A 12,879-nucleotide genomic window follows, 5' to 3' on the forward strand; every position below is an offset into this window, starting at 1 on the left:
TAAATAAAAAATTAATGTGATGCCGCCTCTCCAGCACCACTTGGTATTCTTATATCTTCAACTATTTCTTGTACATCTTCCGGTGGTGGGGGAGTAAATTTCATGATGACGATGGAAACTATAAAATTCACCAGCATAGCAACGCTTCCAAAGCCCTCCGGAGAAATTCCGAACCACCAGTCTTTTTCAAGGTTTGCAACGGCTTCTTTACCTCCGTCGAAAATTCCAAACTTGAATTTAAGCATGTAAAAAATCATCAGTGAGATACCGATGACCATTCCCGCAATAGCCCCTTCCTTGTTCATTCTTTTATAAAATATACCCAGAACAATGGCCGGAAAAAAAGAGGCTGCGGCCAGACCAAAAGCCAAGGCGACAACTGCGGCTACAAATCCGGGTGGATTGATGCCAAAATAACCGGCAATTACCACAGCTACCGTTGCGGCGCCTCTTGCGGCCCAAAGTTCTCCTTTTTCGGAAATAGTGGGGACAAATACTTTTTTTATCAAATCATGGGATACCGATGCGGAAATCACTAAAAGTAAGCCTGCAGCGGTAGATAGAGCAGCCGCCAATCCTCCAGCAGCCACCAAAGCTATAACCCAAGGGGGCAGATCCGCTATCTCCGGATTGGCCAATACCATGATATCACGGTCTACGGTCAACTCATTTATGGTAGCATCTGCCACATATTGGATTTTACCATCCCCATTTTTGTCATCAAACGCTAGCAAACCTGTTGTTTCCCAATTTTTAAACCATTGGGGCATGGAGGCATACTCCTTATTGCTCACCGTATTGATCATATTGGTTCTGGCAAAAACAGAGACCGCAGGCGCGGTGGTATATAAAATGGCAATTAGTAAAAGAGCCAAACCGGCCGATTTTCGGGCATCTTTGACCTTCTTAACGGTAAAAAACCGAACAATCACATGTGGTAAGCCTGCGGTACCAACCATTAAAGCCAACGTAATCATAAAAACATCGATGGTAGATTTTTTGCCATCGGTATATTCGGCAAAACCTAGTTCGGTCGAGAGTCCGTTTAACTTGTCCAATAAATACATGCCCGAGCCATCATTTAATCGTGATCCCATACCCAATTGGGGAATAGGATTTCCGGTCATTTGAATAGAGATAAAGATGGCAGGAACCATAAAGGCAAAAATCAATACACAATACTGCGCCACTTGGGTATAGGTGATGCCCTTCATTCCGCCTAAAACGGCATAAAAAAGTACGATGACCATACCTATGATCACTCCGGTATTGATATCCACTTCTAAAAATCGTGAAAAAACGACGCCTACACCACGCATTTGTCCTGCAACATAGGTAAAGGACACTATAAGGGCACAGATAACCGCAACAATACGTGCAGTTTTGGAGTAATACCGGTCCCCAATAAAATCAGGAACAGTGAACTTCCCAAACTTACGTAGGTAGGGGGCTAAAAGCAAAGCCAATAAAACATAACCACCTGTCCACCCCATAAGGTATACAGAGCCGTCATAACCGGCAAAGGAGATGATTCCGGCCATGGAAATAAAAGATGCCGCGGACATCCAGTCAGCAGCGGTGGCCATCCCATTCGCAAGGGGAGAAACGCCTCCACCTGCCACATAAAAGTCATTTGTGGAACCGGCTCTTGACCAAATGGCAATGCCAATGTATAGTGTAAATGTAATACCTACGAGAAGGTACGTCCAGGTTTGAACATCCATAGTTTAAGTTTTTGGTTACCCTTTTAAAAAAAAGGTGGTTGGTGTGGTTATTCGTTGTAGCCGTATTTTTTGTCCAAAGAGTTCATCAGGCGCACGTAGACGAAAATAAGTACAACAAAAACATAAATGGAACCCTGTTGGGCGAACCAAAACCCTAATTCAAAGCCTCCCATTTTAATCTGGTTGAGGGCGTCTTTAAAGAGAATACCCGCAGCATAGGAAACCGCGAACCATATAGCCAGAAGAATGAATAAATATCTAACGTTCTCGCGCCAGTAGGCACTGGCCTTTTTTTGTTTGTCGGACATTGAGATAGTAGCGTTTAAGTTGTAAGCTACTAATATAACGATTTCGAATGTTTTAATTTGGTGAAAACACCACTCCGCTCGAAGAATCTCTTTTTGCCCCGGTGACGGAACTAAGAACGTTTATCTTATTTTCTAATCGTAGAGCGCCCATCAATGCAAAAACAAGGGCTTCTTTAAACTCGATGAGTTTTTTTTCCGGAACCACCGCCTTGGTCGTATTGCCCAATTTTTCTTGTAATACTTCCACCAAATAATCATTGAGCGCCCCACCGCCCGTAACAAATAGGGTTTGATTGGCGGACACTGAATTTTGTTTTATTTGAATGGCTACTTGCTCGCATACATGGTGGACACTGGTACAAAGCAAATTGGCCATGCTATCATTGGTCTGGTCTACAATTGGAACCACTTTGTCAACAAACCATTCAAAACCGATGGATTTAGGATAGGGTAGGCCGTAAAATTCTAAAGCGTTCAATTGCTGTAACATACGAGGATTGACCACTCCGCTACGAGCGAGCATACCGCCTTTATCATACTCCAAATCTTCCTTGTGGGTGATGTGGTTGAGAATCATGTTGGCTAAGCCAATATCGTAGGCAATTCTTTTTCCATTTTTTTCAAAGGACACATTGCTGATGCCTCCCAAATTGAGGCAGAAATCATAATCGCCAAAAAACAATTGGTCCCCAATAGGTACGAGCGGAGCTCCTTGGCCATTAAGCGCGACATCATTGGTACGAAAGTCACAGACCGTTTTCACCCCTGCGGCATTGGCCAAATGTTGCCCCGAACCAATTTGAAAAGTCAGTCCGTTTTCAGGTTGATGATGGGTGGTATGCCCATGACTGGCAATGGCATCAACTACTAGTTGCTTATCCTGAATAAATTGCAAGGTTTGTTCGCCCAGCCAAGTACCATATTCATTATGGAAAATTAGAAGTTCATCGGCCTTCAGATAAATGGAATTTTTTAGTTTTTCCTTCATTTCCTTGGAGTAGGATATGCTTCTGGTTTCCGCTATTTCAAAATTATAGGCGTCTTCTTTTTCTTGAATGATGCAATACGCTAAATCGAGACCATCTAAAGAGGTACCGGACATTAAACCGATTATCTTGTGAGTTTTCATCATTTTATTTTTCAATAGTTACCGGAAGTTTCCCAATCGCTTGGAGATTTCCTAAAAAATGTTGTTGTGCTACCTCTTGAAACTCCTTAAAATCTTGGTAGGCTATTACCACTGCTTTTGCCTTGTCCACTTGCAGATGGTTCAGGACATAGGGGTTGCCAAAAAGATATAAAACGGTATTTTCTGAAGCTAAAAGGACATTGATTTTCTCTAATTCCTCCAACGTAAAACCAAAATTGTTACTGGGTTTTATTTGTGGCGGAAATAGTGCCAGCAAATGGTTTGTACCCTTGGAGGCTTTAAATTCAATTACGTTACTACAATTATTAAAAGACAATCCGTTTAAAAAAGAGGCTGCCTTTTCAGGGCTGTTGCAAACTATCTGAAAGCCTTCTTTTCTAAATTGCTCGATATCAGAAGCGTTTCCCTGATAAAGAGTGATACTTTTTTTGGCAATAGCGGTGTTGAGGGGAGAGGCATCAGTTAAGAAAGCTTTGTTATCAGCATGGTTAATAAACTTTTCCTTCAATTTATAAACCCTTTGAAAACTCTCTTCAATTTGTTCCTCGGAAGCATTTTTTACGATTTTTTCAATGCCTTCCATGGTGTTTTCGGCAAAACAGAGAATATCGTTTCCGGCGTCGAAAGCCAGCCATTCCAATTCTCCTTTTTCAGGAAAGTTTTTAGAAACGGCATGCATGTTCAAGGCATCTGAAATAACCACGCCCTCAAAGCCCATTTCGTTTCTAAGCACACCTTTAATAATTTCCTTTGAAATGCTACTAGGTACGTTTTTATTCCCTGCCAAAGCAGGAACGGAAAGATGTCCTACCATAACCGCTTCAGCACCTTCATCAATTAATTTTTGAAAGGGATAAAGTTCATTTTGAATCAACTCAGCCTTGCTTTTATCAATTTGTGGTAGCCCTAAATGGGAATCCGTGGCCGTATCCCCATGCCCCGGGAAGTGTTTAATACTTACGGGAACACCTTCACTTTGGGCTCCCTTTACATAAGCCAAAGCTTTTTGGGCAACCAAATTTCTGTCCTCCCCAAAGGAACGATAGCCAATGACAGGATTGTTGGGATTATTGTTAATGTCCGCAACAGGGGAGAGGTTCCAATGGATACCGGCCGCTTTGCAGTCTTTTGCAATGTTTTTACCTACTTGAAATATAAGTTCATCATCTTGAATGGCGCCCAAAGTAATAGCATAAGGGTATTGTGGCGTATTTTCTATTCGCATGGCCAGGCCCCATTCGGCGTCAATGGCAATCAGTAAGGGTGTTTTTGCAACTTTTTGATACCGTTGGATGAGATTTTTCAGGGTATTGAAACTCTGCTCGTTTTTAACTATTTTTTTCTTTCCTTCAAAATTGGTAGCGGCACTGGCCCTGCTGTGAAAAAAACAGATACCTCCAACATTACCTTCGGTAATCAATTTTTCCAAAGCTTGAATTTCTTCTTCGGAATCGTTGATAAAGGCAGCGGGCATAAAAAGCTGGCCTACTTTTTCTCTTAGCGTCAAATTTTTGAAATTTATGATAGCTACATCAGTCATTGGAAGTAGATGATTTTTTCCCGAAATCTGGGGGATATTGTAAATATTTTAATAGTAAAAAGGCGGGTAGGGCAGAAATGACCACCCAAATGAAAAAACCGTCATAACCCAACCAGTTTTGAACGGCGCCACTGATCATGCCTGGTAGCATGGCACCCAGCGCCATAAATCCGGTAGCAATGGCATAATGAGATGTCTTTGAGGCTCCTTCGGCTATGTAGATGAGGTACATCAAAAATGCCGCAAATCCAAAACCGTAGCCAAATTGTTCAAAAGCCACGGTAGCAACTACAAAAGCAAGACTTTTTGTTTGGGTAATCGCCATGATGGCATAAAGAACATTGGGAACGTTTAAGGAGAGCATCATAGGGAGCATCCATTTTTTGAGACCATCCCTTGAAATGAGAATTCCACCTAAAATACCTCCTGCCGAAAGGGTAATCAGACCCACGACCCCATAAATAATACCTACGTTTTCTGTGGAAATGGCCAAACCACCTTCTGAAAGGTCGTCCAACATAAAAAGCTGTGCCACCTTTGCCAGTTGAGATTCGCCTAACCTATAAGTCAAAATGAAGGCTAAAGCCACGGCGATGTTCGGTTTTTTAAAAAAGGAGGTGAAAACTTCCAAAAAGGCTTTGGGTTTTTCTGTTTCTATTTCTAATGATGATTCGAATTTTGGGGTGGTAAAAAAGTTGATGACCGTTAATAATAGCATCAACAGACCGGTGATGATCATGGTATAGCTCCATGCCTTGGTATTGTCCCCATACATTTCTTCCAAATAGCCGGCCAAAACAACGATGAGTCCGCTACCGGTAACCATGGCCAACCGATAGAAGGTACTTCTGATTCCCACGAAAAAGGACTGTTTTTTTTCGGAAAGCCCTATCATGTAATAGCCATCGGAGGCAATATCGTTCGTAGCGGAAGCAAAGGCCGCTACCCAAAAACAGGCCAGGGTGGTTACAAAAAACATTTGAGTAGGAACTGTGAACCCAACGGCCAAAAACATGACGGCAATAAGTAGTTGCATAACCAAAAACCAATTTCTCTTGGTACTTTTTAGGTCCACCACAGGGCTCCAAATAGGTTTTAGCACCCAAGGCAGGTATAAAAGACCGGTGTAAAGGGTAATATCTGTATTGTTGATGCCCAACTGCTTGTACATGATTACGGAAACCGATGCAATAATAACATTGGGAAGTCCTTCCGCGAAATATAACGGAGGAACCCAGCCCCAAGCCCATTTGTCTTTTTTGATCATGTAAAATGCTTTAGTTTAAAAGTAGGGTTTTAGGTTCACTTTCCTTTCCATACTTATCTAAAAAAGTATAGCTAATCTTCTTTCTACCCTTTAAATCAGCAATTGGAATCTCAATATATTCGGGATTGGTAATAAAGGGCTTCGTTATAATATTTTTAGGGAGGATGGTTTCCTCTTGGCTTTTTTCTGATTTGTAAACCACCCATTGCTTTGCAATGCTGAGGTCTTTAAAATAAAACCTGATTCTATCGCCCACCGTTGCTTTTGAAATATATTCCGGATAATCATTCGTGCTTGCACCCGTACTGGCGATTGGTATTAAGGCATCTTGAGCATAGAAGTTTCTCTTTAAGAAGCGTTGGTGCTTTTTCTTTTTTTCCTGAAGGCTTTTTGCGCTAAAAAAGACGTTACCATCTACATTTTTGGTTTTACGGGCATACAGTATTTGATTTGGTAGTTCTTTTTTGCTGTTCCAAGCCTCATCACTGTTATTTTCAATTTTGTAAGGCCCGTTTCCAATATAAAGTTGGGTGTTCTTGCTATTTTCACTCCACCAATCCACTAACTTTTTATGAGAGGCAACATTGTGTTCCATACTCCAATATAGCTGCGGCACTACGTAATCTAACCAGCCTTTTTCCATCCACAACAGGGGATCGGCGTAAAGATTTTCATATGTGGTTTGTCCAGCTTGGGTATCGGAACCTTTGGGGTCCGTACTTTTGTTTTTCCATACCCCGAATGGACTCACGCCAAACTGTACCCAAGGCTTGTTCTTTTTAGTGGCTTGGAAGCTTTTTTTAATTAGCGAATCCATATTGCCTCGGCGCCAATCATCTAAATCCTGACCGGGGTGTTGGTATTGTTGATAGGCGAGGGAGTCATTGAAAATTTCGTCTTTAATAGTGTAGGGATAAAAATAATCATCGTAGTGAATGCCGTCAATATTGTAGTTGTTGACCAATTCGGTAATGATGGAGGCCATGTGTTCTTGAACTTCTGGCAGACCGGGGTTGTAATAATATTTTTTACCATATTTGATCATCCAGTCAGGATGTTGATAAAAATCATGGTCAGCAGCAAGGCTTACAGTATCTAGATTAAAGGTGGCCCTATACGGATTGAGCCATGCGTGAAACTCCATTCCACGTTTATGGGTTTCTTGAACCATCCAAGTTAGGATATCCTCGGAGCTATCTTTGGGAGCCTTTCCTTCCTCGCCTGTTAGGTAGCGCGACCACGGGGCAAAGTCCGATTTATAAAATGCGTCCCCGGCAGTTCTAACTTGAACAATGGCCGCATTAAATTTTAATTCTTCATAGTAATCCAAAAGGTCTAAATAATCACTCTTTTTTTTGGCGATTTCATCATTTGGATTTTTTGGCCAATCGATATTGACAACGGTAGCCACCCAAAACCCTCTAAATTCTCGCTTGGGCTGGGGACCTTTTTTGTATACGGAGCAGGAGGTAATTAAGCCTGCTAGAAAAAAATATGTAAGTAGTCTTGAAATCATAAAAATAAAGAGGCCTATTTTAAACAATAGGCCTCTTTTGATATAGGTGGTTGTTTAGTTTACTTCATAGCGAACAAAGGCTTCGATTGCAGCATAATCAGAAAGCCCTAAAGCCCTATATTTTTGTGCAGTATACTTGTTTCTTTCTTCGGCTCTCATCCAAAACTCCCTAGCATCATCCCCTTGAAACATTACCCCGTCCTTTTGGGATTGGTGGCAGAAAATGGCATAACGCTTTTTCAATACTTGGTCCGGACTCATAGGAACGGCCATTTCGATCTCATGAATATCCCATTCGTGCCAAGCACCACGGTATAACCATAACCAACAATCTTTCATAAAAGGTTCCGGTTTTAATCTTCGCATGGCTTCAAATACCGCATCCAAACAAACCTTATGGGTTCCGTGAGGGTCAGCTAAGTCACCCGCGGCGTATATTTGATGTGGTTCTACCTCTTTGATGATATTCATCATTATTTCGATATCGGCATCAGAAAGATTATTCTTCTTAATAGTTCCCGTTTCATAAAAAGGAAGGTCCAAGAAATGTACGTTTTCATCTGGAAGACCCAAGTAACGGGTTGCCGCATAAGACTCTCCTCTTCTAATATTACCTTTTAGTTTTCTTACTTCAAGGGTGTCAAAACTACTCTCTTTTTTAGCCTTAATATCGTCTATCAATTTTTGGGCTTCATCAGAATAATTAATTCTTTTGGCTATACCGGCGTAACGTAGGGCATCGGCATCGGAAACGGCAATATTTCCAGAAGTCTGGTAGACCACATGAACCTCATGACCTTGCTCTATTAACCTATCAAAGGTTCCTCCCATAGAAATGACATCATCATCTGGGTGTGGGCTAAATAGTATCACCCTTTTCTTTGCAGGTTCCGCTCTTTCCGGTCTGTTGGTATCATCTGCATTTGGCTTTCCACCAGGCCATCCCGTAATGGTGCGTTGTAACCTATTGAACATGTTTATATTCAAGTCGTAAGAATCTTGGGTTGCCAATAATCCGGACATACCGTTATCATTATAATCTTTGTCCGTTAGGCTAAGAATTGACTTATTGGTCTGTTCACATAGCCAAACAATGGCCTTGGATGTAAGGCTTTCTGTCCAATCCAAGGACTCATCTACAAGCCAAGGAGTCTTGTTTCTGGTCAATTGGCTGCCGGCTCCCGTATCCAACACAAACGTACAGTTTTTATGCTCCTGTAAATAGGTAGCGGGAACTTGAGAAGATATTTCGCCTTCTACCGTCTTCTTGATGATATCGGCCTTGTTTTCGCCCCATCCCAATAAAACGATTCTTTTGGCGCTACGTACGGTGGCTATACCCATTGTAATAGCTTTTCTAGGCACGTTGTCTATACCTAAAAAAGCAGGGGCGGCATCTACTCTGGTGATATGGTCAAGTGTAATCACCCTAGTCCCGGAATTATAGTGAGAACCAGGTTCGTTAAATCCAACGTGTCCGGTACGGCCAATTCCCAATAGTTGAAAATCAAGGCCACCGGCCTTCTTTATTGCTTTTTCGTATGCCAAACAATAGTCGATAACGTCATCACCTTGAATGGTACCCTCCGGAATGTGAATGTTTTCCTCTGGTATGTCTATATGATTGAATAGATGTTCGTGCATAAAGTACCAGTAGCTCTGGCGATTGTCTTTTTCCATGGGAAGGTACTCGTCCAAGTTAAAAGTGATAACATTGGAGAATGTCAACCCTTCTTCTTTGTGCATGCGAACCAACTCCTCATAAACTCTAATAGGAGAAGAACCTGTAGCAAGTCCTAAAACACAGTTTTTGTTTTCCTTTTGCTTTTTTCTGATGAGAGCAGCAATCTCCTCGGCAACCTTTATCGAAGCTCTGTTGGAGTCCGAAAAAATAACATTGTGAATTTTTTCAAATCGAGTCTCTTCAAATTGACCTACAGGCCTGTATTCAATTGAAGATCCGTTTTTTTCGAGAATTGTTTTCATTTTAAGATAGTTCTTTTGGTAGAGGTTTAAATCCATGCAAATATAGGCATGAAAATTTACATTTTGCTGTTTTTTGCTTTTTAAAATGCTGTTTTTTGCATTTTTAATGATTTGTTAACTTTAAGGTAGAAAAAAACGGCATTCAATATAATTACCTATATTTGTCCCCGAAAAATTAAGAATTCCATGACGCTATGTTAAAGGAAGAGCGGCAACAGACCATACTCAACGAGGTTGAACTTCATAACCGGATCCTGCTTACGGATATTGCCGAAGCGCTTGACGTCTCAATTGACACCGTTAGAAGGGATGTAAAAGAGTTGGATTCTGAAAATAAACTGCGAAAAGTACATGGCGGTGCTATTTCCTTGGGATTTACGGTCAATAGTACACGGAACCAGAACGTCTATAAGCTTGAGGAAAAAAATATTATTGCGCAAAAGGCTTTGAGTTTAATAAAACCGGGCTCGGTAATTTTTATTGATGGTGGTACCACCTGCTCCGAGCTCGCAAGGCTTATACCCCATAACCTCGAAATCACCTGTTTCACCCATAGCTTGCCGGTAGCATCGGAACTACTTAGCAAGCCCAATGTAAACGTCATCATTGTTGGGGGACAGGTATCCAGTGAATCACAGACCACCATTGGGGCCAACGCTATTCATAACCTGTCCGAAATCCGGGTTGATTTTAGTTTTATTGGCACAGGTTATGTAGATTCCTTTTACGGACTCACAGAATTTGATTGGGACATTGTACAGGTAAAAAAAGCAGTGATAAAAAGCTCTAAAAAAACGGTACTTTTATCCATTTCGGAAAAACTGAATTCGCAACACCGTTATAAAACTTGTGATATAAACGCCATCAATACGATGATTACCGAGTTGAATCCCACGGATGCGTTATTGAACTCATTTAGAAACCACGATATACATATTTTATAAATAGCCATGACTTATACCAAAATTACCGAATCTCCTTCCAATCATGATCATTTGGAGCAATTGGATACCTTGTCCATCCTTACCAAAATGAATGAGGAAGATCAAAAAGTGGCCACAGCTGTAGCAGAGGCAATTCCCCACATTACCCAATTAGTTGATGGCCTTGCCGAACGCTTTGAAAAAGGGGGTAGGTTGTTTTATATTGGTGCGGGAACCAGTGGCAGATTGGGTGTTTTGGATGCTTCTGAAATACCGCCAACCTATGGTTTGCCGCATACTAGGGTCATTGGTATCATAGCTGGAGGTGATAAAGCCATTAGGAAATCTGTGGAAAACGCAGAGGACGATACGGACCAAGCTTGGAAAGACTTAATGGTGCATAATGTAAACGAGTTGGATGTGGTCGTGGGAATTGCGGCTTCCGGTACAACCCCTTATGTTCTTGGTGGAATAGCCGAAGCTAAAAAGAATGGTCTTTTGACCGCGGGAATCACCAATAACCCAGGTTCGCCATTGGCCACTTCTGCCGATATTCCTATTGAGATGAATGTTGGACCGGAGTTTGTAACTGGGAGTACGAGAATGAAAAGTGGCACTTCGCAAAAACTTGCCCTCAATATGATTTCAACTGCCTTGATGATCCGTATCGGTAGGGTAAAAGGCAATAAAATGGTCAACATGCAATTAAGTAATAACAAACTTGTGGACAGAGGAGCAAGGTATGTGGCCGAAGGTCTTCAAATACCTTATGAACAAGCAGAAGTATTACTTAAAAAGCACGGTTCTGTAAAAGCGGCTATTGACGCAGGAGCATAAATTTTACTTTTCTACTCCCGCAACTTCATCCGTAGTGACAAAATGGTTTGACCAATTGCCCCATGAATTCAAAATATAATTCATGACATCCGCAATTTCCGCATCGTCCAATCCCATGGGGGCCATCACGTTGTTATAGGTAACGCCGTTGACAACCATTTCTCCCTGCTGTCCATACTTAATCCCTCTAATGCTTGCCTCTCTATTATTTTTAAGATAATCGGACTGTGCCAAGGGAGGGAAAGTATTGGTAACGCCTTTTCCATCCTCAAGATGACAGGTAACGCAAAAATCCATATAAATCATCTCTCCTCTAAGCATACTTTCTTCTAAATCAGCTTCTTGCGAAAATATTGAAACTGTGCCTATACAGAAGAAAAGAAAAATCAAGGGGAATACTCTTCTAACCATTATTACAGAATAACTACTTCTTAATTCTTAGGAACCAATTTATAAATTCCTTTACCCTCTACCGCAACATAAATATGACCATCAGGGCCTTCCTTTACATCTCTAACACGACCGATTTCGGGCATTAACTTTTCTCTTTTCGTAACCTTGTTTCCGTTCAAAACCAACCTTTCCAAATATTGAAACTTCAATGATCCCACTAGGACACTTCCCTTGTAGCCTTTATAAGTATCCGTAGAAACAAATGCCATGCCGCTAGGTGCTATGCTTGGTAACCAATAATGAATGGGTTGCTCCATTCCTTCTTTTTCTGTTTCATCGGTTATGGGAGTGCCAGAATAATTGATTCCGTAGGTAATTACGGGCCATCCATAATTGGCACCGGGCTTAACTATATTTATTTCATCCCCGCCTCTAGGGCCATGTTCATTGTCCCATATCTCTCCTGTTTCTGGATGTTTGGCCAATCCCTGCGGGTTTCTGTGCCCGTAACTATAAATGGCAGTTTTTGCTCCAGATTCATTGACAAACGGGTTGTCCTTTGGAATGCTTCCATCTGCATTAAAACGATAAATCTTTCCACCGTCCCTAGTTATGTCTTGCGGGTTTGTGTCTCGATCACCTCTTTCACCAATGGACAGAAACAAATAACCTTCATTATCAAATACAATTCGAGAACCAAAATGTTGTCCTTTTGTTGTGTTAGGTGTTGCCTTGTAAAGGACTTCACTATCCACTAAAGAGTTGCCTTGGAGTTTCGCCCTCATAAGCGCGGTATTCCCTCCTTTTTCGTCACCTTCTTCTGAAGCGTAGGAAATATAAATCCAACCATTTTCACTATAGTTTGGGTGTACCTCAATGTCCAATAATCCACCCTGTCCGCGTGCATAAACTTTTGGTACGCCCTCTATTTGTGTTTTAGTTCCATTTTTAAAGTGAATGATTTCTCCAGATTTTTCAGTTACGAGCATACTTCCATCTGGTAAAAAAGTCATTCCCCACGGAATTTGCATTTCATCGATCAGTAGTTCTGCCTGAAACGGTGTATTTGTTACATCATCAACTTGGTTTTCAGGGTCTTGAGCGCAAGATGAGTAAAAGAAAATGAGGGAGGAGAAGATTAGAAATACACTATTTTTCATGGTTCTACGTTAAAAATAATATTATAGTATGCTTAGCTGATAAATATAAAGAGAATTTATAAGTATAAATAATTA

General features: G+C 41.3%; 11 protein-coding genes. 2 read left to right on the top strand and 9 right to left on the bottom strand.

Going from position 1 to position 12,879, the window contains the following annotated elements; all coding sequences use genetic code 11:
* Positions 1–11 precede the first annotated feature (11 nt).
* The 7 genes from BIZ36_RS05490 to nagB are packed head-to-tail and all read right to left on the bottom strand — an operon-like array spanning position 12 to position 9,491.
* The gene (locus BIZ36_RS05490; protein WP_187456867.1) at positions 12–1,724 is read right to left on the bottom strand and encodes a sodium:solute symporter family protein; all 1,713 of its coding nucleotides are present in this window, start codon (positions 1,722–1,724) and stop codon (positions 12–14) included.
* 47 nt (positions 1,725–1,771) lie between these two features.
* A complete protein-coding gene (locus BIZ36_RS05495; protein ID WP_187456868.1) occupies positions 1,772–2,032 on the bottom strand; it encodes a DUF4212 domain-containing protein in 261 nt (86 codons plus the stop codon).
* A gap of 52 nt (positions 2,033–2,084) precedes the next feature.
* Positions 2,085–3,164 carry an anhydro-N-acetylmuramic acid kinase gene (locus BIZ36_RS05500; protein WP_222937269.1) on the bottom strand — a complete coding sequence of 360 codons (1,080 nt, stop codon included), beginning with the start codon at positions 3,162–3,164 and terminating at the stop codon, positions 2,085–2,087.
* A gap of 1 nt (position 3,165) precedes the next feature.
* A complete protein-coding gene (locus BIZ36_RS05505) occupies positions 3,166–4,689 on the bottom strand; it encodes a glycoside hydrolase family 3 protein (RefSeq protein WP_286174608.1) in 1,524 nt (507 codons plus the stop codon).
* A 25-nt stretch (positions 4,690–4,714) separates the two neighbouring features.
* Entirely contained in the window at positions 4,715–5,989 is a 1,275-nt protein-coding gene (locus BIZ36_RS05510) for an MFS transporter (RefSeq protein ID WP_187456870.1), read from the bottom strand.
* Positions 5,990–5,999: 10 nt separating this feature from the next.
* Positions 6,000–7,505: a glycoside hydrolase family 10-like protein gene (locus tag BIZ36_RS05515; protein WP_187456871.1), complete on the bottom strand. Its 1,506-nt coding sequence runs from the start codon at positions 7,503–7,505 to the stop codon at positions 6,000–6,002.
* A gap of 54 nt (positions 7,506–7,559) precedes the next feature.
* Positions 7,560–9,491, bottom strand: coding sequence for a glucosamine-6-phosphate deaminase (gene nagB, locus BIZ36_RS05520; protein ID WP_187456872.1), 1,932 nt, complete (start codon positions 9,489–9,491; stop codon positions 7,560–7,562).
* Positions 9,492–9,685: 194 nt separating this feature from the next.
* On the opposite strand from nagB, the gene BIZ36_RS05525 reads away from it, so the two are divergent.
* Together BIZ36_RS05525 and murQ are read left to right on the top strand one after the other, a co-directional pair.
* Positions 9,686–10,435, top strand: coding sequence for a DeoR/GlpR family DNA-binding transcription regulator (locus BIZ36_RS05525; RefSeq protein WP_187456873.1), 750 nt, complete (start codon positions 9,686–9,688; stop codon positions 10,433–10,435).
* 6 nt (positions 10,436–10,441) lie between these two features.
* Positions 10,442–11,251 (top strand): N-acetylmuramic acid 6-phosphate etherase, encoded by an 810-nt coding sequence (gene murQ / locus BIZ36_RS05530; protein ID WP_187456874.1) that lies wholly within the window; start codon positions 10,442–10,444, stop codon positions 11,249–11,251.
* A 3-nt stretch (positions 11,252–11,254) separates the two neighbouring features.
* On the opposite strand, the gene BIZ36_RS05535 is transcribed toward murQ, so the two are convergent.
* Positions 11,255–11,662 carry a c-type cytochrome gene (locus BIZ36_RS05535; protein WP_222937270.1) on the bottom strand — a complete coding sequence of 136 codons (408 nt, stop codon included), beginning with the start codon at positions 11,660–11,662 and terminating at the stop codon, positions 11,255–11,257.
* Between the two features lie 20 nt (positions 11,663–11,682).
* Positions 11,683–12,804, bottom strand: coding sequence for a PQQ-dependent sugar dehydrogenase (locus BIZ36_RS05540; protein ID WP_187456875.1), 1,122 nt, complete (start codon positions 12,802–12,804; stop codon positions 11,683–11,685).
* Positions 12,805–12,879 lie beyond the last annotated feature (75 nt).

Source organism: Cytophaga sp. FL35 (genome assembly GCF_014349235.1).
Lineage (GTDB): Bacteria > Bacteroidota > Bacteroidia > Flavobacteriales > Flavobacteriaceae > Euzebyella.

Excerpts from the sequence above, each read along its gene's own strand:
- nagB (WP_187456872.1), bottom strand. The coding sequence starts at position 9,491 with ATGAAAACAATTCTCGAAAAAAACGGATCTTCAATTGAATACAGGCCT.
- BIZ36_RS05535 (WP_222937270.1), bottom strand. The coding sequence starts at position 11,662 with ATGGTTAGAAGAGTATTCCCCTTGATTTTTCTTTTCTTCTGTATAGGC.
- murQ (WP_187456874.1), top strand. The coding sequence starts at position 10,442 with ATGACTTATACCAAAATTACCGAATCTCCTTCCAATCATGATCATTTG.
- BIZ36_RS05510 (WP_187456870.1), bottom strand. The coding sequence starts at position 5,989 with ATGATCAAAAAAGACAAATGGGCTTGGGGCTGGGTTCCTCCGTTATAT.
- BIZ36_RS05515 (WP_187456871.1), bottom strand. The coding sequence starts at position 7,505 with ATGATTTCAAGACTACTTACATATTTTTTTCTAGCAGGCTTAATTACC.
- BIZ36_RS05490 (WP_187456867.1), bottom strand. The coding sequence starts at position 1,724 with ATGGATGTTCAAACCTGGACGTACCTTCTCGTAGGTATTACATTTACA.
- BIZ36_RS05495 (WP_187456868.1), bottom strand. The coding sequence starts at position 2,032 with ATGTCCGACAAACAAAAAAAGGCCAGTGCCTACTGGCGCGAGAACGTT.
- BIZ36_RS05500 (WP_222937269.1), bottom strand. The coding sequence starts at position 3,164 with ATGATGAAAACTCACAAGATAATCGGTTTAATGTCCGGTACCTCTTTA.
- BIZ36_RS05540 (WP_187456875.1), bottom strand. The coding sequence starts at position 12,804 with ATGAAAAATAGTGTATTTCTAATCTTCTCCTCCCTCATTTTCTTTTAC.
- BIZ36_RS05525 (WP_187456873.1), top strand. The coding sequence starts at position 9,686 with ATGTTAAAGGAAGAGCGGCAACAGACCATACTCAACGAGGTTGAACTT.